Consider the following 24,028-nt stretch of genomic DNA (forward strand, 5'->3'; position numbering starts at 1 on the left):
GTCCCGCTCACCGGTACCCGCCGGGACGCTCGCGCGTCCGGCGGCCAGGACGCGCATTAAATGAACAAATTTGTTCGTTTGGGGTTCCGGAGGGCCGCGCGGGTTGTTAGCGTCCCGCCCAAGCACCTCCGACCCCGGGAGTCGCGCCATGCGCCGTCTCGCAGCCGCGTGCTCGCTGATCCTGGTCCTCGCCGCACTGGCCGTCCCCGCCTCGGCGGCCCCCGCGCCGGCGGCGCCCTACGGCATCGCCGTGCAGCGCGACCTCACACTGAAGCTCAAGGACGGGACGGTGCTGCGCGCCGACCTGCACGTGCCCACCGACCGCGCCACCGGGAAGCCGGCGCGCGGCCCGTTCCCGGTGATCGTCGGGTTCACCCCGTACGGCAAGACGCCGTCGGCGGAGACCGGCTCGCCCGGCACCGGCGGGCTCAACCCGTACCTCATCGAGCGCGGCTACCTCGGGCTGGTCGTGGACGTGCCGGGTACCGGCGGCTCGCAGGGGAGGTTCGACCTGTTCGAGCCGTCCGAGGCGCAGGCGGGCGCGCAGATCGTGAACTGGGCGGCGCGGCTGCCGAACTCCAGCGGCGAGGTCGGCATGCTCGGCCTGTCGTACCTGGCGATCGACCAGCTGTTCACCGCCGCCGCGGTCGGCCCGCACTCCCCGCTCAAGGCGGTCTTCCCGATGGCGGCGTCCGCCGACCCCTACCGCGACCTGTTCGTCAGCGGCGGCGCGCTGAACGTCGAGTCGCCGCTCGGCCTGGTCTTCGGCTACGGGGTCACCCGGGTCACGACGCCGTTCGTGGAACTGCCCAAGGACCCGGCGGCCGCGCTCGTCCTCGCCTACGAGCACCTCATGCAGGCCGGGCCGTTCGAGCTGACGATCGCGCGGGACATGCTCACCAACGGCCCGCGCAGGTACGACGGCGCCTGGTGGAAGGAGCGGGCGCCGGAGAGCGTCCTGCGCAGGATCGTCGCCAACGGCGTCGCGGTCTACCTCGTCGGCGGGCTCTACGACGTCTTCCAGCGCGGCGAACCGCTGCTCTACAGCGGGCTGCAGAACGCGGCTGCGGGCCGTCCGGTGACCGCCCCGATGGCTCCCGGCCAGCCCGTCTCCGACAAGTACCAGCTGCTCTACGGCCCGTGGACGCACGGCGACATGGGCACCGGGCAGGACCTCGACGCGATCCAGCTCGCCTGGTTCGACCACTGGCTGAAGGGGCGCGGCACCGTCTCCACCGCCACTCCCCTCCACGTGATCGAGCCCGGCGGACGGCGCTACGACACCGCCGACTACCCCCTCGCTCAGGCGCGCCCGACCCGGATGTACCTGCGCTCCCAGGGACGCCTGACCTCCGCGAAGCCGACCGGTGCCGAGCCCGGCGACTCCATCGCGTTCACCGGCCTGTCGAACCCGTGCACCCGGTCCACCGACCAGTTCGCCGCCGGGATGCTGTCGCAGCTCTTCGCCAGTGCGGGCATCGCCTCGCCTTGCACGGGAGCCCAGCGCAAACCCGTCCGGGGGCCGGGCGAGACGACCTACACCTCACCCGCTCTGGCCGAGCCGCTGAAGCTCGCCGGGCCGATCGGCGTCACGCTGCGCGCCGCGTCCACCCGCCCGGAGACGCTGTGGACGCTCACCCTCGAGGACGTCGCGCCCGACGGGACGTCCACCGACCTCAGCGGCGGCGCGCTCATGGGCTCGATGCGCGCGGTCGACGGGAAGCGCAGCTGGAAGGGGGCGCCCGGCGGCTGGGTGTACCCGTACCACCCGCTCACCCGCGCGGCGCAGCGCCCGGTCGCGCCCGGGGCGGTGACCCGGTACGACATCCAGATCCGGCCGGCGTTCGCCACCGTTCCCGCCGGCCACCGCCTCCGCGTCCGCGTGGCGACCGCCGACTTCCCGCACCTCGTCCCGCTCGCCGACCTGCCGTCGCTGGCCGGCGGGCGGTACACGATCCGCCACGACGCCGCGGCCGTGTCGGCGATCGACCTGTCCACCCTCCCCTGACCCGCCGTCCGGCCGGGACCGGTCCCACGGGGGACGGCCCCGGCCGGACGTCACAGCACGTCGAGGTCGACGGCCTCGGCCATCGCCCGGTACCCCGCGTCGCCCGGATGCAGGTGGTCGCCCGAGTCGTGGGCGGGGTCGAGGGCGTCGCCGAGCACCGCGGCGATGTCGAGGACGGCGTCGTACTCCCCCGACCCGCGGATCCAGGCGTTGACCTCCGCGCGCGCCGCCTCGCTGCGCGGCGTGGAGAAGGCCGAGCCCCGCATGGGCCCGAGCGTCGCCCCGACCGTCCGCAGGCCCGCGGCGCGCGCCCGGCGGATCATGTCCCGGTGGCCGGCGATGACGTCCGCCGCCGGCACCACGGTGCACGGGGCGAGGACCGGGAACGGCGGGTCGCCGGCGACCTCGCCGATCCCGACGTCGTTGATCCCGGCGAAGACCACGACGGTGCCGATCCCCGGCTGGGCGAGGACGTCGCGGTCGAACCGGGCGGTGGCGCGGTCGCCCAGCCAGGGCGAGTCGACCGTCACCCGGTTGCCGCCGATCCCCTGGTTGAGGACGGCGCGCGGCCGGCCCGCCGCGACCAGCCGCCGGGCGAGCAGGTCGGGGAACCGCTGGTCGGTGTCCGGGGTGCCGCCCGTCCCGTCGGTGAGCGAGTCGCCGAGGACGACGATGCCGTCGCCGGGGGCCGCCCCCGCCGCGGCCACGTCCACGCCCGCGAGCAGGTACCAGGACTGCGAGGTCCCGGTGAAGGCGGCGCCGTCGCCGTCGGCGCGGTGGTCGCCCGCCGCCCGGTACGTCGTCGCGAGCGCCTGGGCGTGGAACGTCACCGGCCCGGACGGCTCGTCCAGGACCATCGTGACCGTCACCGCGTCCAGCGGTCCGGCCGGGAACGGCACGCCGTCCGTGGCGAGGTCCGCGCCGGGCGGGACGGCGAAGGAGGGCGCGCCGTCCACGGTCAGCTCCCGCAGCGTGCCGGGTTTCACCGCGGCGCCGCCCGCGGACGCGGCGACCGTGGCGCCCGCGATCCGGACCGGCGCGGTGCCGTAGCGGTTGGACAGCCGGACCCGCAGCGCGTCGCCGCCGATGCCGAGCCGGACGGTCTGGCGGACCGTCCGGCCGCCGAGGCCCTCCTCGGACCAGTTGGGGGCGAAGCCGGGGCCCGGCCGCTGCGGCGCGGTGGTCCAGGCGGCGGCCCAGGCGCGCTCGCCGGTCATCCGAAGAACCCGACGACGCTGCGGATGCGGTCGCCGTCGAACTCGACGACGTCGTGGCCGGTCGCGGCCTCGCCCAGCCGCCAGGTGAACAGCGCCCGGTCGTGGTGGACGCCGATGACCTCGCCGAGCGCGAAGCGCAGGTCGCCGAAGTTCACCTGGGCGCGCCCGATCGCCTCCGACAGCTCGGCGTGCCCGCGCAGGCACGCGTAGTCGGGGTCGCTGTAAAGCGCGTCATCGGTGAGGACGGTCTTCATCAGCGCCTCCCGGGAAGCGGCGTCGCGCTCGTTCCAGATGTCGAGGTAGGCGTTGATCAGGTCGGTCGCGGTCATCGGAGGGCTCCTTCGAGAGAGGCGGACTCCCCGTCCCGGATCTCGGGACGGGCGGGCTTCAGGACGAGGGCGATCAGGCCGCCCGCCACGGTGGCGGCCGCGGCGGCCCACCCGGCGGCGTGCAGGCCGTGCAGGAGGTCGCCCGGGCCGTTGGCGATCGCGACGAACACCGCCAGCCCGAGGGCGCCGCCGATCTCCTTGGCGCTGCTGGCCAGCCCGGACGCGACGCCCTGCTGGTCCGGCGGGACGCCCGCGCCGGCGGAGGCGAACAGCGTCACGAACGCGACGCCGCCGAACAGGCCCCAGACGACGCTGCCGGGCAGCAGCGTCCAGAAGCCGCCGCCGGCCGTGGTGCCGGCGACCATGGCGGCGATGCCCGCGCCCGTACCGGCCGTCGAGACGGCGAGCGTGGTGCGGATCCCCCAGCGTCCGAGCAGCACCGGGGTGGCCTTGAGCGCGGCGAGCATGCAGACCAGCGTCAGCGGCAGGAACGTCAGCCCCGCCTCCAGCGAGCTGTAGCCGAGGACGGGCTGCAGGTAGGAGGTCAGGATGTAGTAGCCGCCGCCGAGCGTGCCCTGGAAGACGGCGATCACGACCATGGTGGTCGCGGGGCCGCGGCCGCGCGCCAGCCGCAGCGGGATGAGCGGGTCGCGGGTGCGGGCCTCCACCGCGAGCAGCACCGCGAACAGGACGGCGCCGGCGGCCAGCGACCCGGCGGCGCGCGGGGACGCCCATCCGGCGTCCGGGCCGCTCGCCAGCCCGAACACCAGCAGCGCCGATCCGGCGGTCGCGAGGACCGCGCCCGGCACGTCGAAGGAGCCGGGGGCGCGGGTGGGGTCGGCGGGCAGCAGCCGCGGCGCCGCGAGGGCGCAGCCGAGCGCCAGCGGCACGTTGACGAAGAACACCCACTCCCAGCCCAGATAGTGGGTCAGCACGCCGCCCAGCAGCGACCCGGCGGCGAGGCCCGCGCTGCCCGCCATCCCCCAGGCGCCGAGCGCCCTGTTGCGCGCGGGGCCCTCGGCGAATCCGCGGTAGATGAGGGCGAGCGTCGCCGGGGTCAGCAGGGCGCCGCCCGCGCCCTGCACCGCGCGGGCGGCGACGAGCGTCCCCGCGCCGGACGCCAGGCCGCCCGCGAGCGAGGCGGCGCCGTACAGCGCGAGGCCGGTCACGAACATCCGGCGGGCGCCGAGCCGGTCCACGGCCCGCCCGCCGAACAGCAGGAGCCCGCCGAGCCCGACCGAGTAGGCGCTGACCACCCACTGGACGGACGACGGGCCGAAGCCGAGCGCCGACCCGATGCCGGGCAGCGCCACGTACACGATGTTGTAGTCGAGAGCCACGATGAGCTGCGTCAATGCCAGCAGCACGAGCCGTGGCCGGTGCCCTTCCATACCATCTCCTGCATGCCGTTGATTTACTACACGCCGTTCAATTCGAGCACGCCGTACAGTAGTCCAACGCTGTAGAGTGTCAAGCGTGAACGACCCGACCCCGAGCCGCCGCGCCCGGCTGCGCGCGCAGACCAGCGACGAGATCAAGGCGATCGCGCTCACGCTGCTCGCGGAGGGCGGCCCGGACGCGATCTCGCTGCGCGCCATCGCCCGCGAGATGGGCATGACGGCCGGCGCGATCTACAGCTACTTCGCCACCCGCGACGACCTGGTCACGACGCTGATCGGCGACGTGTACGGCGCGGTGGTGGACGCCGCGGAGGCCGCGCGCGACGCCGTCCCCGAGTCCGACCCGGGCGGCCGGATCCTGGCCTGGGCGCAGGCCGTGCGGGAGTGGGCGGTGGCCAACCCGGAGGGCTTCCGGCTGATCTACGGCGACCCGGTGCCCGGGTACCGGGCGCCGGACGACGGCCCCGGCAAGGCCGCCGAGCTGCGCGCCTGCACCGGGCTCGTCGGCCTCGTCGCCGCCGCCTGGCCGGCCGCCGCCGCGCTCCAGGCGGACGGCCGCGGCTACGCCTGGGACGACTTCGACCCCGGGCTCGTCGGCCACGTCCGGGAGGACTTCCCCGGCCTGCCGCCCGAGGCGCTCGCCCTGACGCTGCGGGTCTGGGGGAGGATGCACGGGCTGATGGCCCTGGAGATGTACGGGCACCTGCGCCCGCTCGTCCACGACCCGGCCGCCGTCTACCGGGACGAGATGCGCGACCTGATCGCCTCCCTGGGCCTCACCGCATAAACGGGACGCGTATAGTCCCGGTTCATGCGGATGGGCGAGGGCGTCGAGTGGGGGCTGCACTGCTGCGTGACGCTCGGCTGGCTGGACGACCGCGCGCCGGTGTCGATCCGGCGCCTGGCCGCCTGGTTCGACCTGCCGCAGGAGTACCTCAAGAAGCGCCTCCAGCCGCTCGCCCGCGCCGGGATCCTGACCTCCGCCCCCGGCGTGCGCGGCGGCTGGTCGCTCGCCCGACCGCCCGAGAGGATCTCGGTGATGGAGGTCGTCACCGCCCTCGAAGGACCGCTCGAGGCGTTCCGCTGCACCGAGATCCGGCAGCGCGGGATCGGCGGCCGTGACGCCGGCGGCGAGTTCGACGCCCCCTGCGGCATCTCCGGCCTGATGCGCCGCGCCGAACTGGCGTGGCGCCGCGAGCTGGCCGGCACCACCATCGCCGACCTGATGGACCGCGCACCCGACGGCGCCGCCCGCACCCGGCGCAACTACGGCCGCCTCACCGACTGACCGACCGCGCCGACCGCGCCGACCGACCACCGCACCGACCGACCGCCGCCCGGCCCGGGCTTCTCTGGAGAGGAAACAGGGACGTTGAATAGCCCGATACATCGACAGGAGCGCGCGCGGCGGGAAACGGCCGCGGGCCCCGCCCCGCGCGGGCTCGGATCGACGCTGATCCTCGGGCTCGGCACCTTCGCCGTCGGCACCGACGCCTACGTCGTCGCGGGCTTCCTGCCCGACATGGCGTCCTCGCTGCACGTCTCCGAAGGCACGGCCGGGCAGTCCGCCACCGCGTTCGCGGTCACCTACGCCGTGCTGTCCCCCGTGCTCGCCACCGTCCTCGCCCGCGTCCCCCGCCGCGCCCTGCTCGTCGCCGCCCTCGCCGTGCTGGCCGCCGCCAACCTCGGCTCCGCGCTCGCGCCGGACTTCGCGACCCTCATGGTGTCGCGGGTCGTGGCCGCGTCCGGCGCGGCGGCCTTCACCCCCAACGCCGGAGCGGCCGCCGCCTCGCTCGTCGCCCCCGCGCAGCGCGCCCGCGCCCTCGCCGTCGTCGTCGGCGGCCTCACCGTCGCCACCGCCCTGGGCGTCCCCCTCGGCAGCCTCGCCGCCCGGACCCTCGACTGGCACGCCGCGCTCGCCCTCGTCGCGGCCCTGTGCGCGGTCGCCGCCGCGGGCGTGCTCCGCGCGATGCCCGCCCTCCCCGGCGGCCCCCGCATCCCGCTCCGCCGGCGGCTCGCCGCCCTGCGCCACCCCGGCGTCGTCGCCGTCCTGCCGCTCACCGTCCTCGGCATGGCCGCCGGGTACGGGCTCTACGCCTACGCCGTCCCCATCATGCGGGCCCTCGGCGCCGGCGCGAACGCGGAGCCCTGGCTGCTGTTCCTCTACGGCGCCGGGGCCGTCGCCGGCAACCTGGCGGCCGGGGCGCGCGTCGACCGCCACGGCCCCGTCCGCGTCCAGGCCGCCGGCTACACCGCCCTCGCCGCGACCCTCGCCCTGCTCACCTGCGCGTCCGCGGCGGGCACGTCCTGGCTCCCGGTCACCGCGCTCCTGATGATCGCCTGGGGCGCCACCACCTGGTTCCAGACCCCGGCCCAGCAGGTCCGCCTCATCAACGCCGCCCCGGAGGAGACCGCCGTCGTCGTCGGGCTGAACGCCTCCGCGCTCTACGCCGGCATCGGGGCAGGCACCGTCCTCGGAGGCGTCCTCCTCCCCCACGGCGCCACGGCGGCCCTCGCCGCCTGCACCGCGCTGGCCGCCCTCTGCCTCCTCCACCTCTTCCTCACCCGCCGCCACTGACCTGGTCGCTCACGGCCGGCGGAGGGCGGAACGCCTCTCGTAGCGCCGGCGGGCCCGGCCGTGCGCCGTGCGGAGCAGCTCCCGCACCGCCGCCCCGCTCGCCGGCCCGGGATTCACCACGGCGAGCCAGCCCGCGTCCGCGTAGACGGGGTGCGCTCGCAGGACGTCCGCCGCGGCCGGATCGCCGGGGCCCTGCGCCGTCCACCGCGCGAAGGCGTCCTTCCCTGCGGCGATGTTCAGCCGGAACGCGCCGGGCCGGTCCAGCCGCGACCCCTCGTCCCCCGGGTAGTCCTTCGTCACGATCGTCGCGAACGGCTGCGTCGTCGTCGGGACGGCCCCGTCCGGCGCGTAGTAGAAGAACGCGTCGCCCCACGCGATCTCGGGCGAGCCGTCGTCCGGCCCGGGTTCGAGGACCAGCACGCCTCCGAGGCCGCGCACGAACCCGATGATCTCCTCGATGCTCATGTGTTCTAGCGTTCCATTCATGTGCTTGTGGAGACTTCGGCGCGGAGAGCACGAGGCCGGGGCGTGAGAAGTCGCAACTCGTTACGCACGGTGGACGTCGCCCGCCGCGCGGGATGCTCCGTCCAGCAGGTGCGCAACCTCGAACGCGACGGCGTGCTCCCGCCCGCGTCGCGCACCGCCTCGGGCTACCGGCGCTACACCGAGACCCACGTCCGGTCCGCGCTCGCCTACCGGGCCCTCGCCGCCGCCACGGGCCCCGTCGAGGCCAAGACGATCATGCGTGCGGCGCACGCCGGCCCCCGCTCCGGCCTGCTCGCCCTGCTGGACGCCGCGCACGCCCGCCTCGACGCCGAGCGCCGGGACCTCGCCCTCGCCCGGGACGCCGCCGAGGCGATCACGGCCGAGCCCATCCGCGACGTCCGCCCGTCCGACGCGATGACCGTGTCCGAGCTGGCCGCCGCCCTCGGCGTCCGCACGTCCACCCTGCGCCACTGGGACGCCGAGGGCCTCGTCGTCCCCGCCCGCACCGGCCCGCGCGGCGCGCGCAGGTACGCGCCCGCCGACGTCCGGGACGCACGGATCGTCCACCAGCTCCGCCTGGCCGGCCACCGCATCGCCCCGCTCCGCGCCCTCATGCCGGAACTGCGCCGCGCCCGGCGCCGCGCCGACCTGGCGGCCGCCTTCGACGCCCGCGCCGCGGCCATCGACGCCCGCTCCGGGGCCCTCCTCGAAGCCGCCGCCGCGCTGGCCGCACTGCTCTCGCCCGAGGAGGGGCGGCCGGTGTGACCGGCGCCCGCCTCAGGCCCCGCGACCGGGGCTGATACCGCCTAACGCGCCCCGGTGAAGGTCGCGCGGGCGGCGGAGAGGACCGTGGTGCCGTCCACGGACGCTTCGAAGGCCGTCGCGTCGCCGGCCTTCCACGCCTCGACGGCGAGCTCGTCGCCGGGGAAGACCGGGGAGGCGAAGCGGGCTTCGAGTTCCTCCAGGTCGGCGGGGTGGGCGCCGACGGCGGCGGCCAGCGGCAGGGTCACGGCGGCCAGGGTGCACAGGCCGTGCATGAAGGGGCGCGGCATGCCCGCGGCCTTCGCCGCCTCCGGGTCGATGTGCATGTGGTGGCGGTCGCCCAGCAGGCGGTAGAGGGCCGCCTGGTCCGGATCCGTCCGGACGGGCAGGGAGAGGTCCGGCGCCGTGGACGGGCGGGCCCGCGCCGACGGGCCCCGCTCGCCGCCGAAGCCGCCGGAGCCGGGGGCGAACAGCGACCAGGTCGCCTCGAAGTACTCGCTGGCCACGGTGACGTCGAAGACGGCGGCGCGGCCCTTGTCCCAGACGCCGGAGACGTGCGCGGACATCTCGACGGCGCCCGAGCGCGGGAGGGGCGCGAGGGCGCGGAGCCGCTGCGTCCCGTGCACCGCCGTCCGGACGTCGAAGGCGCCCGCGGAGCCGAGCGCGTCGGGCGCCCACTGCGCGAGGGTCAGCGCGAACGTCGGCAGGACCCGCAGCCTCTCCTCGAAGACGAGGTCGAGGTCGGTGGCGTGCGCGCCGACCGCGAGCGCGTAGAGGATGGGGCGCGTCTCGTCGTAGGAGACGGTGCGGGTGCCGAGGGCGCGGCCCTTCCAGTCGCCGGCGTTCACTGGTCCGCTCCGAGGACCAGGCCGCTGGTCGGGACGCCGGTTCCGGCGGTGACCAGGACGTTGTGGACGTCGCCCGGCTGGTTCACCGACGTGCCGCGCACCAGGCGGACGGCCTCGGCGATGCCGTTCATGCCGTGGATGTAGGCCTCGCCGAGCTGGCCGCCGTGGGTGTTGAACGGCAGGCGGCCGGTGAGCGAGAGGTTGCCGTCGGCGATGAAGTCCTTGGCCTCGCCCCTGGCGCAGAAGCCGAGCTCCTCCAGCTGCGGCAGGACGAGCGGCGTGAAGTGGTCGTAGAGGATCGCGGCCTGGATGTCGGCGGGCGTCAGGCGCGACTGGGCGTAGAGCTGGCGTCCGACGAGCCCCATCTCGGGGATGCCGGAGATCTCGGAGCGGTAGTAGCTCGTCATCATGTGCTGGTCGTTGCCCGAGCCCTGCGCGGCGCCCCAGATGAGCGCGGGACGGTGCGGGAGGTCGCGGGCGCGCTGCGCGGACACGATGACGAGGGCCTGGCCGCCGTCGCTCTCCTGGCAGCAGTCCAGCAGGTGGAGGGGTTCGGCGATCCAGCGGGACGCCTGGTGCTCCTCGAGGGTGATGGGCCGCCCGTGGAACCACGCCTTGGGGTTGGTGGCGGCGTGCGCGCGGTCGACGACGGCGACGCGGCCGAAGTCCTCGCTGGTCGCGCCGTACTCGTGCATGTAGCGGGTGGCGAACATGGCGACCCACTGGGCCGGGGTCGACAGCCCGAAGGGGGTCATCCACGAGTAGGCGGCGCGGTCGGCGCTGACTTCCATCGGCCGGTTCGCCTGGCCGAGGCCGTAGCGCTCGCCGGACCGCTCGTTGAACGCGCGGTAGCAGACGACGACGTCGGCGACACCGGTCGCGACGGCCATCGCGGCCTGCTGGACGGTGCCGCAGGCGGCGCCGCCGCCGTACCCGACGCGGGAGAAGAACGTCAGCTCGCCGATGCCGAGGTTGCGGGCGATGTGGATCTCGCTGCTGGTGTCGGCGGTGAAGGTGACCAGGCCGTCGACGTCGGACGGTTCGAGCCCCGCGTCGGTGATGGCGGCGAGGACGGCCTCGCAGGCGAGCCGGAGCTCGCTGCGCCCGGACTCCTTGGAGAACTCAGTGGCGCCGATGCCGGCGATCGCGGCGGCGCCGGGCAGGACGCTCACGCGGCACCTCCCCGCTCCCGAGCGGCGGGAAGCTGGACGACGACGGTCCCGGTGACGTGGGGGCCGATCGCGTTGACGCCGCGCACGGCGATCTCGACGCGGTGGCCGTCGTCGTGCTTGGCGGAGACGGTGCCGGTGAGGACCATGGTGTCGCCCGGGTAGTTGGGGGCGCCGAGCCGGATCCTGATCGCCTTGACCCGGGCGGCGGGTCCCGCCCACGAGGTGACGTACCGGTCGACGAGCCCGTTGGTGGTGAGGATGTTCATGAAGACGTCCTTGGAGCCGCGCTCCTCGGCGAGCGCCGGATCGTGGTGGACGTCCTGGTAGTCGCGGCTCGCCAGGGCGGTCGCGACGATCATCGTGCGGGTCAGCGGGATCGGCAGCTCGGGGAGCTCCTCCCCGACGGCGACCTCGGCGTAAGCGCGGCTCACGGTCCGGCTCACAGGGCGGCGCCCAGGGCCTCGAGATCGGCGGACGCGCCGCCGAGCATCCCGGAGATCTGCTTGCCCCACAGGAAGTGCCGGTGGACGGGGTAGTCGACGTCGACGCCGATGCCGCCGTGCAGGTGCTGGACGCGGTGGACGACGTTGAGCCCGCCCTCGTCCGACCACCACTTGGCGACCAGGACGGCGGTGTCGGCGTCCTCGCCGGCGGCGATCAGCGAGGCGGCGTGCCACACGGCGACGCGCAGCGCGTCGATCTCGATGTAGCAGTCGGCGAGCTGGTGCTGCGCGGCCTGGAAGGTGCCGAGCGGGCGGCCGAACTGCTCACGTGTGGACAGGTAGTCGGCGGCGAGCCGGAGCGCGCCGTCGGCCACGCCGGTCTGGACGGCGGCGAGCGCGACGCGCGACAGCCGCAGCGCGGTGCCGAGGGATCCGGCGGGGAGCTGCTGCGCGGGCGCGCCGTCGAGGGTCAGGGTGGCGGCGCCGTCGTGCGCGGTGGTGTCGACGTGCTCCCAGCTCACCCCGTCGACGCCGGTGCCGAGGAGGAACAGGCCAGGACCGCCGGGGGTGCGGGCGGCGACGAGCATGAAGTCGGCGCCGCCGGCGTAGGGGACGGCGGCCTTCGTGCCGGTGAGCCGCCATCCGTCGCCGTCGCGGGCGGCCTCGCAGCGCGGCTGCGCCGGGTCGGCGGGCGCGAACTCCTCCAGCGCGAGCGTCAGCCGGGCCGTCCCGTCGACGACGCCGGTCACCAGCAGGCCGGACGTGTTGTGCGCGGCCAGGGTGAGCCCGGCGGCGAGCGACGGCCAGAGCGGGACGGGCGCGACGGCCCGGCCCTGCTCCTCCAGCAGGACGCACAGCGCCGCGACGCCGAGGCCGGCGCCGCCCGCGTCCTCGGGCAGCGCGACGCCGAGCAGCCCGGCGGACGCGAGCTCGGCCCAGAGCGCCTGGTCGGTGCCGGTGCCGGACCGCTCGGCGGCGCGGATCCGCTCCTGCGTGGCGTGGTCGGTGAAGATCTGCCGGGCCAGGTCCCTGACCGCTTCCAGCTCCTCGCCAAGGGTGAAGTCCATCAGCGCTCCTCGTGTGCGGCCGGGCGGAACACCGGCAGCGAAAGGTCAGGGTCGGGGTCGATCCAGTCGAGGACGACGGGCATGCCGACCTCGACGTCCGCGGGCTCGACGCCCGCCATGTTCGCGATCAGGCGGGTGCCCTCGGCCAGCTCGATCACCGCGACCACGAGCGGGTAGTCGAACGCGGGGTGCCGCGGATGGTGGTTGACCGTGAAGGTGTAGACGTGGCCCCGGCCGGACGACTCGACGGTGTCCCACGCGAACGAGCCGCACTGGGGGCAGCAGGGGCCGGGCGGGTGCCGCAGCGACTTGCAGTCGGCGCACCGCTGGACGACGAGGCGGTGCTCGCGGGCGGCCTCGAACCAGAACGCGTTGTCGGGGTTGATCGCGGGACGCGGCCGCAGCGCCTTCGGCTTCTCCTCCGCCGGCTGCCCGGCGGGCTTCTCGGCGGGCTTCTCGGCCGCGGGCTTCTCGGCGGGGCGGAACCGGAGCGTCCGCCACCGCTGCGTCGCGACGACCTCGCCGGACGCGTCCCGGTACGTCTTCACCGTGCTGACGAACCGCCCGGCTCCGAGGCCGGTCCTCTTCTCCGGTGAGATCGACTCGACGTGCTCCTCGACGGAGACGTGGTCGCCGGGGACGAGCTCCCGCTCGAACTCCAGCTCGGAGTCCGTCGCGACGACGGAGGTGTAGCCGCCCTCGGCGAGCAGCGCCACCAGCTCGTCGAACCCGCTCGGCCCGGCGGACGGGCGGACGGTCGCGGCGTAGCCCCGCATCGTCCACGCCTGGATCATCGACGCGGGCGCCACGACGCCGTCGCGCCCGGTGGCCTTCGCGGCGTCCTCGTCCAGGTAGACGGGGTTGGCGTCCTCCATCGCCTCGACCCAGTGCCGGATCATCGGGACGTTCACCGGGTCCTGGCCGGGGCGGCGCGCGACCAGCTCGCGGCCCACCCACGCCTGGAGGCGCTCCTCGTAGTCCCCGCCCACGCCGCCCTCGCTCACGCCGGCGCCGCTCATGCCCGCTTCACCCTCGGCAGCCCGAGCCCCTGGACGGCGACCATGTCGCGCAGCACTTCGTTGACGCCGCCGCCGAAGGTGTTGACGATGCCCTGCCGGGACAGCTGCTCGATCTGCCCGTACAGCACCGCGCCCGGCGACTCGGGACGGATCCGACCCGCCGCGCCGAGGATCCCGGTCAGCGTCCGCTGCACGAAGATGTGCGTCTCGGTGCCGTAGGACTTCGCCGCGCCGGCCTGCGCGCCGGTCAGCTCCCCGGCCTCGACGGCCATCGTCATCTTCCAGTTCATCAGCCGCATCGCCTCCAGCCGGGCGTACGCGCGGGCGAGGTCGGCGCGGACCCACGGCAGGTCGATGACGCCGTTCTCGCGGGCCCAGTCCCGGACGTCCTCCCACAGCCGGATCATCCGGCCGCCGAGCGCGGCGAGCCCGATCCGCTCGTGGTTGAGCTGGGTGGTGATGAGCCGCCAGCCGCCGTCGACCTCCCCGACGACCTCGGTCGCCGGGACGCGGATGCCGTTGTAGTAGGTCGCGGTCACGACCATCCCGCCGACCGTCTGGATCGGGCTCCAGGAGAACCCGTCCGCGGCGGTCGGGACGATGAGGATCGAGATGCCCTTGTGCTTCGGCACGTCCGGGTTCGTCCGCGCGGCGAGCCAGACGTAGTCGGCGGTGTTGGCGCCGCTGGTGAACACCTTGTTCCCGTCGACGACGTAGTGGTCCCCGTCGAGGACGGCCCTGGTGCGCAGCGAGGCCAGGTCGGTGCCGGCGTCCGGCTCGGAGTAGCCGATCGCGAAGACGATGTCGCCCGCGAGGATGCCGGGCAGGAACCTCTTCTTCTGCTCCTCGGTCCCGTACCGCATCAGCGTCGGGCCGACCGTGTTCACGGTGACGAACGGGAAGGGCAGGCCCGCGCGCTGCACCTCGTCGAAGAAGACGTACTGCTCGGCGACCGACTTGCCCTGCCCGCCGTACTCGGTGGGCCAGCCGTAGCCGAGCCAGCCGTCCTGGCCGAGCATCTTGACGATCTCGCGGAACGTGCCGCCGCCGACGCCCTCCTCGCCGGCCCGGCGGCGGACGTCCGGGGGCAGCAGGGCCGCGAAGTAGGCCCTCAGTTCCGCGCGCAGTTCCCGGTGCGCTGCGGACTCACGCAGATCCATGTACGCCTCTCGTGGTCGTCGGGTCGGTTCGGCCGTGTCCGGTGGGGTCAGAGCAGGTCAGGTCGGGGTGGTCAGGGGAGGAAGCGCTCGCGGCCGCTGGCGGCGAACTCCGCGCGGAGCGCCGCCTTGTCCGCGTCGGTCATCGGACGGTAGTCGGGCGCGCCCCGGCCGACCCACCGGTAGACGGGGTCGGTGGTGCGCCACCCCTCCAGTTGCAGCTGCTTCTTGCTGAGCTTGCCGGACCCGGTCGTCGGCAGCGCGTGCGAGACGCGCACGAAGCGCGGCGCGCCCTTGGTGCCGAGGTCGTCCTGGGCGGCGAGGAACGCGGCGAGGCCGAGGTCGGCGAACTCCACGTCCGCGGGGATCTCGATCGCGGCCATCACCTGGTCGCCGGAGCGGGGGTCCGGGACGCCGAACGCGACCGCGTCCACGATCTTCGGGTGGCGGCGGACGACGGTCTGGGTGAGCAGGGCGGAGATGTTCTCGGAGTCGACGCGGATCCAGTCGCCGGACCGCCCCGCGAAGTACAGGAACCCGGCCTCGTCGATGTAGCCGAGGTCGCCCGTCCAGTACCAGCCGTGCCGGACGCGCTCGGCGTCGGCCTCGGGGTTCTTGTAGTAGCCCTCGAACTTCCCGGCGCCGTCGGCGTCGACGATCTCGCCGACCGCCTCCTCCGGGTTGGTGACGCGGCCGTGCTCGTCCAGGACGGCGCGGGCGCACGTCTCGCGGGTCTCGGGGTTCACGATGCGGACGCCGTCGTGCATCGGGACGCCGAACGCGGTCGGCGGGGCGTCCGGCACCCGCTTGATCATCCCGGCGCCCTCGCTGGACCCGTACCCCTCGACGAGCCGCGCGCCGAAGCGGCGCAGGAACGCGGCCTTGTCCTCCGGGGACGCCTCGGTGCCGAACCCGTGCGTGAGGGTGTTGTCGGCGTCGTCGGGCCGCTCCGGCGTCGTGAGGATGTAGCCGATCGCCTTGCCGACGTAGGTGAAGAACGTCGCGCCGTAGAAGCGGACGTCCGGCAGGAACCCGGACGCGGAGAACTTCGGCGCCAGCACGACGCAGGCGCCGGCGGCCAGCGACGGCGCCCACAGCGCCATCAGCGCGTTGCCGTGGAACAGCGGCATCGGGCAGTAGCTGATGTCGTCGCGCGTGACGTCGTACTTGGCGCTGTTGTCGCGGCCCAGCTCGGCGAGCCGCCCCTGCGAGCAGCGCGCCGCCTTGGACGCGCCGGTCGTGCCGGACGTGAACAGCAGCAGCATCTGCGCCTTCGGGGTTATCGCCGGGTCCCGCTCGGGCTCGCGGGCGTGCCGTTCGACGAGCGGCGCGTAGCCGGGGTCGTCGACGAGCAGGAAGCGGTCGCGCGGGACGCCGACGTCCAGGCCGTCCAGCAGCTTCGCGCCGGCCGCGTCGGTGATCAGCAGCTGGAGGTCGGTGTGCCGGACCTCCTGCTCCAGGTACGCGCCGGTCCGGGTCGGGTTGATCCCGACGATGGTCGCGCCGCTCAGCGCCGCCGCGCCCAGCCACAGGACGTACTCGGGCACGTTGTCGAGCAGCACGCCGATGTGGAACGGTCCGTCGCGGCGCAGCTCGCGGGCGAGCGACGCGCGGGCCGCGCTCTCCCGGACGACCTCGTCCCACGTCCACGTCCGCTCACGGCTGCGCAGGCCGGGCCGCTCGTCGCCCAGCCTCGCCAGGAGCAGGTCCGCGATCGTCTCGTCACGCACTCGCGCTTCCCCAGGCGGGCTCGGTGGACAGGACGCAGTGGGTGCCGCCGTAGATCGCCGTCATGCACTTGTTGCAGTGGATGCACAGCGACCCGGTCGCGGGGTCGTCCTTGATCCGGTTGATCAGGTCGGGCTCGCGCAGCAGCGCGCGGGCCATCGCGACGAACTGGAAGCCCTCCGCCATGGCGGTGTCCATGCCGGCCCGGTCGGTGACGCCGCCGAGCAGGATCATCGGCAGCTTCACCGCGGCGCGGATCTGCCGGGCGTCCTTGAGCAGGTAGAGGTCCTGGTACGGGTAGGACTTCAGGAAGTGCTTGCCGATCAGCTTGATCCCGAGCTTGGTCGGCTGCTTCATCACCGCGGCGAACTCGCGCAGCGGCGCGTCGCCCTTGAACAGGTACATGGGGTTGAGCAGGGAGCTGCCCGCGGTCATCTGGAGGGCGTCGACCGAGCCGTCCGCCTCCAGCCACCGCGCGACCTGGATCGCCTCGTCGATCCAGAAGCCGCCGGGCACGCCGTCGTCCATGTTCAGCTTCGCGGTGATCGCGATGCGGTCGCCGACGGCGTCGCGGACGGCGCGGCCGATCTCGCGGGCCAGCCGGGCGCGGTTCTCCAGCGACCCGCCGTACCCGTCCTTGCGGTGGTTGACCTTGGGGCTGAGGAAGGAGCTGGTCAGGTAGTTGTGCCCCATGTGGATCTCGATCGAGTCGAACCCGGCCTCGATCGCCATCCTCCCCGCCTTGGCGTGCGCCTCGACGACCCGCTCGATGTCCGCCAGCGTGGCGGCCTGCGTGAAGGTCTGCGTCGTCAGGTGGAAGTGCCGGCTCGGCGCGAGCGCGGGCAGCCTGTTGCTCTTGGGGTTGGCGACCGGGCCGGCGTGCCCGATCTGCGCCTGGACGGCCGCCCCCTCGGCGTGCACGGCGTCGGTCAGCTTCCGCAGGCCGGGCATCGCCTCGTCCCGCCAGTGGATCTGCCGCCGGTCGGTGCGCCCCTCCGGCGCGACCGCGCAGTACGCGACGGTCGTCATCCCGACGCCGCCGCGCGCGTGCCGGACGTGGAAGTCGATCAGCGCGTCGGTGACCTGGCCGTCCTTGGTCAGGCCCTCGTACGTGGCCGCCTTGACGGTCCGGTTGCGCAGCGTGATCGGCCCCAGCTTGGCGGGGGCGAACACGTCGGGCTTCAGAGCGGTTGCCGGGGGGCGAGGGGAGTCGCTCCCCTGCGGGCGGGTCGGGTCGTTCATTGAGAGTCCTCCATCCGGAGTAGACGTTAATCAGCGGGATGTCCGGGCACTCCGGACATCCCGCTGAACGGGAGCATCGGGCGCTAGGCGTTCTCGCGCAGCGCGGCGGCGATCTGGTCGGTCTGGGACTGCTGCTCCACGAGCTGGCGCAGCAGCCACAGGCGCAGGACGCGGGTGACGGCGGCGGCCAGGTAGAGGGCCGCGCCGAGGACGGTCACCGCCAGGAACCCGATGGCGAGCGTCTGCAGCGAGCCCACGTCCCGCATGTCGTCCTTGGTGAGGGAGACGTTGTAGGCGACGAGCGTCCCCGCGATGCCGGCGACCATGGCCAGGAGCCCGGCGACGCGCGCCGCCCCGTCGAAGCGGGACGTGTCGGTCTTGAGGCGCTGCCGCGCGACGTCGTCCTTGAACTGCTGGCGCCGTTCCTCAGTGAGCATGGTGGGTCAACCTCCCAGGTAGTCGCTGGACAGCCGGTCTTCGATCTCGGCGGGCGGGCCGGCCGCCACCACGCGCCCGTTCAGCATCAGCGCGGCGGTGTCGGCGATCGGCAGGACGGCGCGGGCGAACTGCTCCGCCACCAGCACCGACAGACCGCCCTCGACCAGTTCGGCGACCGTCTCGTACATGCGGGTGACGATCATGGGCGCGAGGCCCATGGACAACTCGTCGAGCAGCAGCACCGCGGGGTCGCTGCCGAGCGCGCGCGACAGCGCGAGCATCTGCTGCTCGCCGCCGGACATCGATCCGGCGAGCTGGTAGCGGCGCCCGCCGAGGATCGGGAAGCGGGCGTACGCCCGCTCCTCCAGGTCCGCCAGCCGGGCGCCGGTGCCGGTGGCGGCCCACAGGTTCTCCCGCACCGTCAGGTTGGGGAAGATCCCGCGGCCCTCGGGGATGGCGCAGACGCCGAGGCGCGCCGCGTCCTGCGCCGAGATCCCGTTCACCCTGCGCCCGGCGAACAGCAGGTCCCCGCCGGTCGGCGGGTGCAGGCCCGCGCAGAGCCGCATCGTGGTCGACTTCCCGCCGCCGTTCGGCCCGAGCAGGGCCAGCAGGGAGCCGGGTCGCAGCGCCAGGTCGACGCCGTGCAGGACCTCGATGGCGCCGTAGCCCGCGCGGACGCCCCTCAGTTCGAGCAGCGGCTCCGGCGGCGCGGTGGCGGCGGGCTCCGCGATGGTGCCCGGTTCAGGCATGGTGCACCTCCTCGGTGCCGATGTAGGCGGCGATGACCTCCGGCGACTCCTTGATCTCCCGGGGCGTGCCGGACGCGATCAGTGCGCCGTAGTCGAGGACGTGGATGGTCGAGCACAGCCTCATGACCAGCGGCAGGTCATGCTCGACCAGGCAGATCGCGAGGCCCTCGGCGGCGAGTCCGGTGAGCATCTCCGCGAACGCCTCCGTCTCACCCTCGGTCTGGCCGGAGGCGGGCTCGTCCAGCAGCAGGAGGCGCGGCGAGGTCATCAGCGCGCGCGCCACCTCCACGACCCGGGCCCGTCCGATCGGGATGTCGGACACGTCGCGGTCGGCGACGTCGGTGAGGCCCGTGCGCTCAAGGACCCGGTCGGTCTCCTCGTCCAGGTCGAACCGCTTGCGGGACGTGGCGCGCAGGATGTCGCCGGCCACCCGGACGTTGTCGCGCACCGACAGCGACAGGAACAGCTCCAGCCGCTGGAAGGTCCGCGCCATGCCGCGCCGCGCGCGCTTGGCCGGGGACAGCCCGGTGATGTCGGCGCCGTCCAGCAGCACCTGCCCGGACGCGGGCTTCTGGAGCCCGGTGATGGTGTTGAACATCGTGGTCTTGCCGGCGCCGTTCGGGCCGATCAGCCCGGTGATCCGCCCTTCGTCCACGGTGAGCCCGACGCCGTCGACCGCGGTGTTGCCGCCGAACCGGACGGTGATGTCGCGGGTCTCAAGCAGGGGCATTGGCCTCTCCCTTCCCGGACAGGACGGGCGCGGGGCGGACCGGCCGGTGCGCGGGCGGCAGCCCGAGCGCCCGGTCGAGCTCGGCCCGCAGCTCGTCGGTGTACGGCTCGTCCACGCCGGCCAGCTCCGGCGGCGTCCGCCTGGCGCGTCCCTCCGCCAGGTACATGTCGCCGACGAGCGGCAGGAACATCGCCACGCAGAGCGCGGCGATCCCGAACGTCCAGGCGCCGATCACCTCGGTGACCGCCAGGACGTACAGAACCGCGCCCGCCGCGCCCGCCGCGTACAGGACGGGCCTGGCGCCGTCGCGCATCCGCCGGTAGCCGCCGGCGATGTCGTGCACGAACCCGCTCGGGTTGCGCCCGACGCCCATCCCGATCAGCGCGGTCAGGACCAGGACGAGGTGGCCGAGCAGGGTGTAGACGTTCGCCATCCCCTCGTGCTCCAGGGCGAGGTCGTTGAACGTGGCGACCAGCACCGCGGACCCGACGCCGGCCATGAGCCCTCCGGCGAGCGCCCCGCTGATGTAGCCGATGCCGGCGACCACGACGAGCATCAGCAGGCCGAGGCTGCCGACGAAGGTGAAGTTCTCCTGCGAGACGGTCCCGGTGGCCGACGCCATCAGCACCCCGCCGAGCCCGGCGATCGCCGCCGAGATCATGAAGACGCTCAGCTTCAGCCGGACGAGGTTCTGGCCGAGCATCGCCGTCGCGGCCGGGCTGTCCTTCATCGCCGCGAGCCGCCGCCCGTACCCGCTGCCCCGCAGCGCGGCGAGCCCGACGCCGATGAGCGCGAACAGCACCGTCGCGGTCAGCAGCGAGGACGTCCCGTTCCGCAGGTCGAGCGGGCCGGCCTTCAGCGGCGGGACGACCAGCGACCCGTCGGGGAACAGGGTGAACCTCATCCCGAGCAGCTCGTGCTCGGTGGTGTCGCGCAGGACCATGTTCGACAGGAACTCCCCGAACGCCAGGGTGGCGAGCGCCAGGTAGAGGCCGCGCAGCCGCAACGCGGGAAGCGCGACGAGCCCGCCGGTCAGCGCCGCCGCCAGCACGGCCAGCAGCACGCCCTGCACGTTCAGCCGCGCGTCCAGGCCGGTGCCGTGCACGCCGACGTGGAACGCCACGACCGTCGCGACCGCCCCGAACGCCAGCGGCGCGAGGTTCAGCTCGCCCGCGTAGCCGGTGAGGACGGTCAGCGACAGCGCGATGATCGCGAACGTCATGCCGAGCGCGAGCGTGGTGACGCCCGAGTCCGACAGCAGCAGGCTGTACAGGTACACGCCGGCGACGAGGACCGCGCCCCACACCGCCGCGGACCGCACGGTCGGCGGCCGGTACCGCTCGCGGGTGCGGACGGCGGCGCCGCGCAGCCGGTCCTGCGGCAGCACCACCAGCACCACGAACAGGATGATCATGGGCAGCGAGACGCGCAGGTTGCCGGTGAAGGTGCCGGCGGACGGCAGGTAGGCCAGCACGTAGTTCGCCGCGAGCCCCAGCACCATCGCGCCCGCGAAGGTGCGGGGGATGCAGCGCAGCCGGCCGAACATCGCCGCCGCGAACGCGTCGATCACCAGCAGGGTGAGGTGGTTGGCGTCCAGCGCGCCGCCGCTGATCGGCACGATCAGGACGCCCGCGGTCACCGCGAGGGTGGAGCCGAGCGCCCACGACAGCATCGCGGCGCGCTCGGGGTCGTGCCCGGTGAGGCGCAGCAGGTCCGGGTCGTCGACCGAGCCGCGCATCACCACGCCCGCCCGGCTGCGGGTGAACAGCACCCGCAGCCCGGCGGCGATGGCCACGGCGGCGACCAGGCAGACGATCTCGTGGTACCGGACCTCCACCCCGCCGGCGGAGATCTTCGCGCCGGTGCCGAAGAACATGTCCACGGTGCGGGCCTGGTCGGGGTCCCACACCCACTGGGCGAGGTACACCGTGCCGAGCAGCACCGAGACCGTCACGATGATCTTCGTGACGTCCGCGGTGCCGCGCAGCCCCTTCATGATCACCGCGTGCAGGGCCGCGCCCATCGCCGGTCCGGCCACCCCGATCACCGCGACCAGCGCCAGCCACACCGGCCAGCCCCACTGCTGGAACTGCCAGTAGAGGAACGTGCCGAACATCGCCTGCGCGCCGTGCGCGAAGTTGAAGATCCCCGAGGTGTTGTACGTCAGCACCAGCCCGGACGCCGCGATGGAGTACACCGCGCCGAGGACGATGCCGAGGATGGTGTAGGTCAGGAACGTCGTCATCGATTCACCGCCATATGTCGCGCCTCAGGCGGAATCAGGAGGACTGCGGCCTGATGACGTCGCCGGTCAGGAACTTGGTCGACGTGCGGTCGCCGTTGAGCGTGGTGCCCCAGGTCTTCGGGTCGGTCTTGATCACGAAGTCGCCGCCGCACTCGAACTCGCCGGCGTTCTTGGGAAAGACCTGCTCGTACGTGCCGCCGTGCAGCCGCACCATCAGCGCGCAGGACGCGGGCTTGTTGGCGCCCGGGTCGGTCGGCGCGTGCAGCCCGCCGCCCGTCCACTCGTGGACCTTCGCCAGCTCGTTCACCATGCACTGGCGGGTCAGGTCCGACCCGCACGCCTTGGCCGACTGCGCCCACAGCAGGAACGCCGACGTCGCCTGCATCCCGAGCAGCGCGATCTTCCCCTTGTGAGCGCCGACGATGTCCATGTACTGCTTGACCGCGGGCACCTTGGCGGCGTTCTCGAACGGCTGGAAGATCATGCCGATGTTGATGGCGTCGCCGATGCCGGACTTGTTCCACTGCGAGACGAGCGAGCTGTACCAGGTCGCCTCGAACAGGTAGGTCGGCTTGAGGCCGGCCCGGTCGTTCGCCTCCAGCAGCCCGAACGCGGCCGGGGTCGGCGAGCCCGAGGTCCACAGGTTCTTCGCGCCGCACTTCTTGATCTTCAGCGCGAACGGCGTGTAGCTGCTCTCACCGGCGTTGTTGGTCTTGACGCCGCAGTCCAGCGGCTTGACGCCGATCTGGTTCATCGCCGCCGCGACCTTCGCGTTGCCGATCTCCACCGCGGGGGACGTCGTGTGCAGCAGGTCCGTCTTGTCCTTGAAGTTCGGGAACTCCTTCTCCGCGATCCGCAGCGCCCCGATGTTGTACAGGTCCACCGGGTACGGGACGGCCTCGTACTTCATCGGCCCCATCGCCGCGTTCGGGCCGACGGTGTAGCCGGCGACCGTCGGCAGCTTGCAGCCGACCCGGTACTGCTCCGCGGCGTCGTCCATCGCGAAGCCCTGGCCGACCAGCATGAAGTCCTGCTTGCAGGCCTGCTGCACCACCTTCACGGACTGCGTGTAGGCGGCGTCGTACTGGTCGCCCTTGATCGTGCGCCCGTTGATGCCGCCCTGCTGGTTGCACCAGTCGATCATGGCGCTGACCGCGTCGCCCATCTCCTTGGACAGGCCCGGCGCGGAGGTGAACCCGCGGTCGTCGCCGAACCCGATGCGGATCTCCTTGTCGGTGACGCCCTGGTCGGTGGAGCCCTTGGCGTCGCCCTTGCCGCACGGGGACGGCAGCGTCCCGAACGAGGTGGCGGTCGCGGCGGCGCCGGCCGTGCCGCCGTCCCGCGTCCCGCCGCCGCCCGACGTCGCGTCCGTGCCGGAGCGCGAGCTGGCGCAGGAGGCCAGCAGCGTCACCGCGAGGGCGCCCGCTGCGAGGCGTCCGATCTTCTCGACCTTCATTAGGCCGTTCTCCTTTCACCGGCCGCGGCGAAGCGGCGGTGGGGTGGGTGAGGTGCGGCGGGGGGCGTGGTCTTCGCCCTCGACCGGGGCGCGCCGGGGTCAGCCGAAGCGGTCAGCCGAAGTAGGCCTGGCCGCCGTCCAGCGGCACGGTGGCGCCGGTCAGGTAGCGCATGGCGGGCTGGACGAGGGCGACGACGGCGTTGCCGATGTCGGCCTCGCAGTCGCCGATGTAGCCGAGCGGGATGGTCTTGCGGAACTCCTCCGCCGCCTCCGGGTTCGCCTCCGCCCACTGCTTCAGCCCGGGTGAGAGGGCGTGCGGGGCGATGGAGTTGGCGCGGATCCCGTCCGGGCCCCACTCGGCGGCGGCCGTCCGGGTCAGCGACCGCAGCGCCTGCTTGGCCGCCGCGTACGCGCCGTACGTCGCCGGGTCCCAGCGGACCATCGCGGAGGTGACGAGGTTGACGATGCTGCCGCCGCCCCGGGCCTTCATGTGCGGGTGGCACGCCCTCATGAACGCGAACGCCGCGAACGGGCCGGTCATGAAGCCCTTCTGGAACTTGGTGTCGCTCATCGTCAGCAGCGGCCCGTAGGCGCCCGAGTAGGCGTTGTTGACGAGGACGTCGACGCCGCCGAAACGGGCGGCGACCGCGTCCACCACGCCGGGGATCGCCTCGGTGTCCGCCACGTCGCAGGCGAACGGCTCCGCCTCCGCGCCCCGCTCCCGGACGAGGCCGCACGTCGTCTCCAGCTTCGCCGGCGTCCGGCCGAGCACGGCGATCGCCGCGCCCTCCGACGCCAGCGCCAGCGCGATTCCCTGGCCGACGCCCTGGCCCGCACCGGTGACGATCGCGACCTTCCCGTCGAGGCTTCCCATGTCATCCCCCCTGCATCCGTCTGGTGCGGTCATGGTGATGTGACGCGGCCCACGCGTTCGCCGCAGTCCCAGTGACCGGG

Annotated in this window: 23 protein-coding genes; 5 read left to right on the top strand and 18 right to left on the bottom strand. The window is 73.8% G+C overall.

What is annotated here, in order from left to right:
• The first annotated feature begins 148 nt into the window (after positions 1-148).
• Complete coding sequence (locus tag J4557_RS03020; RefSeq protein WP_208264775.1) at positions 149-2,008, top strand: CocE/NonD family hydrolase; 1,860 nt, start codon at positions 149-151, stop codon at positions 2,006-2,008.
• Between the two features lie 50 nt (positions 2,009-2,058).
• Here the strand turns inward: J4557_RS03020 and J4557_RS03025 are convergent, their stop codons facing one another.
• The 3 genes from J4557_RS03025 to J4557_RS03035 are packed head-to-tail and all read right to left on the bottom strand — an operon-like array spanning position 2,059 to position 4,945.
• The gene (locus J4557_RS03025) at positions 2,059-3,225 is read right to left on the bottom strand and encodes an SGNH/GDSL hydrolase family protein (protein WP_208264776.1); all 1,167 of its coding nucleotides are present in this window, start codon (positions 3,223-3,225) and stop codon (positions 2,059-2,061) included.
• Positions 3,222-3,554 carry a nuclear transport factor 2 family protein gene (locus J4557_RS03030; RefSeq protein ID WP_208264777.1) on the bottom strand — a complete coding sequence of 111 codons (333 nt, stop codon included), beginning with the start codon at positions 3,552-3,554 and terminating at the stop codon, positions 3,222-3,224. The genes J4557_RS03025 and J4557_RS03030 overlap by 4 nt, the downstream gene beginning before the upstream one ends.
• A complete protein-coding gene (locus J4557_RS03035) occupies positions 3,551-4,945 on the bottom strand; it encodes an MFS transporter (RefSeq protein WP_208264778.1) in 1,395 nt (464 codons plus the stop codon). The genes J4557_RS03030 and J4557_RS03035 overlap by 4 nt, the downstream gene beginning before the upstream one ends.
• 85 nt (positions 4,946-5,030) lie before the next feature.
• Here J4557_RS03035 and J4557_RS03040 point away from each other — a divergent pair, with 85 nt between their 5' ends.
• The 3 genes from J4557_RS03040 (at position 5,031) to J4557_RS03050 (ending at position 7,532) form a co-directional block, all read left to right on the top strand.
• Positions 5,031-5,741: a TetR/AcrR family transcriptional regulator gene (locus tag J4557_RS03040; RefSeq protein WP_208264779.1), complete on the top strand. Its 711-nt coding sequence runs from the start codon at positions 5,031-5,033 to the stop codon at positions 5,739-5,741.
• A 24-nt stretch (positions 5,742-5,765) separates the two neighbouring features.
• A complete protein-coding gene (locus J4557_RS03045) occupies positions 5,766-6,242 on the top strand; it encodes an RrF2 family transcriptional regulator (RefSeq protein WP_243775202.1) in 477 nt (158 codons plus the stop codon).
• An 84-nt stretch (positions 6,243-6,326) separates the two neighbouring features.
• Positions 6,327-7,532 (top strand): MFS transporter, encoded by a 1,206-nt coding sequence (locus J4557_RS03050; RefSeq protein WP_208264780.1) that lies wholly within the window; start codon positions 6,327-6,329, stop codon positions 7,530-7,532.
• A gap of 9 nt (positions 7,533-7,541) precedes the next feature.
• Here J4557_RS03050 and J4557_RS03055 read toward each other — a convergent pair whose 3' ends face one another.
• Positions 7,542-7,997, bottom strand: a complete 456-nt coding sequence (locus tag J4557_RS03055) for a DUF6194 family protein (RefSeq protein WP_208264781.1) — start codon at positions 7,995-7,997, stop codon at positions 7,542-7,544.
• A gap of 63 nt (positions 7,998-8,060) precedes the next feature.
• On the opposite strand from J4557_RS03055, the gene J4557_RS51505 reads away from it, so the two are divergent.
• The gene (locus J4557_RS51505) at positions 8,061-8,783 is read left to right on the top strand and encodes a MerR family transcriptional regulator (RefSeq protein ID WP_208264782.1); all 723 of its coding nucleotides are present in this window, start codon (positions 8,061-8,063) and stop codon (positions 8,781-8,783) included.
• 41 nt (positions 8,784-8,824) lie between these two features.
• Here the strand turns inward: J4557_RS51505 and J4557_RS51510 are convergent, their stop codons facing one another.
• The 14 genes from J4557_RS51510 to J4557_RS03130 all read right to left on the bottom strand — a co-directional run bounded on the left by J4557_RS51510 (position 8,825) and on the right by J4557_RS03130 (position 23,948).
• Positions 8,825-9,628 carry a MaoC/PaaZ C-terminal domain-containing protein gene (locus tag J4557_RS51510; RefSeq protein WP_208264783.1) on the bottom strand — a complete coding sequence of 268 codons (804 nt, stop codon included), beginning with the start codon at positions 9,626-9,628 and terminating at the stop codon, positions 8,825-8,827.
• On the bottom strand, positions 9,625-10,800 hold the full coding sequence (locus J4557_RS03070; protein ID WP_208264784.1) for a lipid-transfer protein: 1,176 nt from the start codon (positions 10,798-10,800) through the stop codon (positions 9,625-9,627). The genes J4557_RS51510 and J4557_RS03070 overlap by 4 nt, the downstream gene beginning before the upstream one ends.
• Complete coding sequence (locus J4557_RS03075) at positions 10,797-11,231, bottom strand: MaoC family dehydratase (RefSeq protein WP_307799344.1); 435 nt, start codon at positions 11,229-11,231, stop codon at positions 10,797-10,799. The genes J4557_RS03070 and J4557_RS03075 overlap by 4 nt, the downstream gene beginning before the upstream one ends.
• An 8-nt stretch (positions 11,232-11,239) precedes the next feature.
• A complete protein-coding gene (locus tag J4557_RS03080) occupies positions 11,240-12,310 on the bottom strand; it encodes an acyl-CoA dehydrogenase family protein (RefSeq protein ID WP_208264786.1) in 1,071 nt (356 codons plus the stop codon).
• On the bottom strand, positions 12,310-13,329 hold the full coding sequence (locus tag J4557_RS03085) for a bifunctional MaoC family dehydratase N-terminal/OB-fold nucleic acid binding domain-containing protein (protein WP_208264787.1): 1,020 nt from the start codon (positions 13,327-13,329) through the stop codon (positions 12,310-12,312). The genes J4557_RS03080 and J4557_RS03085 overlap by 1 nt, the downstream gene beginning before the upstream one ends.
• Positions 13,326-14,489, bottom strand: a complete 1,164-nt coding sequence (locus J4557_RS03090) for an acyl-CoA dehydrogenase family protein (RefSeq protein ID WP_208264788.1) — start codon at positions 14,487-14,489, stop codon at positions 13,326-13,328. The genes J4557_RS03085 and J4557_RS03090 overlap by 4 nt, the downstream gene beginning before the upstream one ends.
• 71 nt (positions 14,490-14,560) lie before the next feature.
• Complete coding sequence (gene casI / locus J4557_RS03095; RefSeq protein WP_208264789.1) at positions 14,561-16,216, bottom strand: steroid-22-oyl-CoA synthetase; 1,656 nt, start codon at positions 16,214-16,216, stop codon at positions 14,561-14,563.
• On the bottom strand, positions 16,209-17,456 hold the full coding sequence (locus J4557_RS03100) for an NADH:flavin oxidoreductase (protein WP_208264790.1): 1,248 nt from the start codon (positions 17,454-17,456) through the stop codon (positions 16,209-16,211). The genes casI and J4557_RS03100 overlap by 8 nt, the downstream gene beginning before the upstream one ends.
• Before the next feature lie 83 nt (positions 17,457-17,539).
• Positions 17,540-17,893: a hypothetical protein gene (locus J4557_RS03105; protein ID WP_208264791.1), complete on the bottom strand. Its 354-nt coding sequence runs from the start codon at positions 17,891-17,893 to the stop codon at positions 17,540-17,542.
• A 6-nt stretch (positions 17,894-17,899) separates the two neighbouring features.
• Complete coding sequence (locus J4557_RS03110; RefSeq protein WP_208264792.1) at positions 17,900-18,643, bottom strand: ABC transporter ATP-binding protein; 744 nt, start codon at positions 18,641-18,643, stop codon at positions 17,900-17,902.
• A complete protein-coding gene (locus tag J4557_RS03115) occupies positions 18,636-19,373 on the bottom strand; it encodes an ABC transporter ATP-binding protein (protein ID WP_208264793.1) in 738 nt (245 codons plus the stop codon). Before J4557_RS03115 ends, J4557_RS03110 begins: the two co-directional genes overlap by 8 nt.
• A complete protein-coding gene (locus J4557_RS03120) occupies positions 19,360-21,618 on the bottom strand; it encodes a branched-chain amino acid ABC transporter permease (RefSeq protein WP_208264794.1) in 2,259 nt (752 codons plus the stop codon). Before J4557_RS03120 ends, J4557_RS03115 begins: the two co-directional genes overlap by 14 nt.
• A 34-nt stretch (positions 21,619-21,652) precedes the next feature.
• Complete coding sequence (locus J4557_RS03125) at positions 21,653-23,074, bottom strand: ABC transporter substrate-binding protein (RefSeq protein WP_208264795.1); 1,422 nt, start codon at positions 23,072-23,074, stop codon at positions 21,653-21,655.
• Between the two features lie 112 nt (positions 23,075-23,186).
• The gene (locus J4557_RS03130; RefSeq protein WP_208264796.1) at positions 23,187-23,948 is read right to left on the bottom strand and encodes an SDR family NAD(P)-dependent oxidoreductase; all 762 of its coding nucleotides are present in this window, start codon (positions 23,946-23,948) and stop codon (positions 23,187-23,189) included.
• Positions 23,949-24,028 lie beyond the last annotated feature (80 nt).

It is taken from the genome of Actinomadura nitritigenes (genome assembly GCF_017573545.1).
GTDB classification, from domain to species: Bacteria; Actinomycetota; Actinomycetes; order Streptosporangiales; family Streptosporangiaceae; genus Spirillospora; species Spirillospora nitritigenes.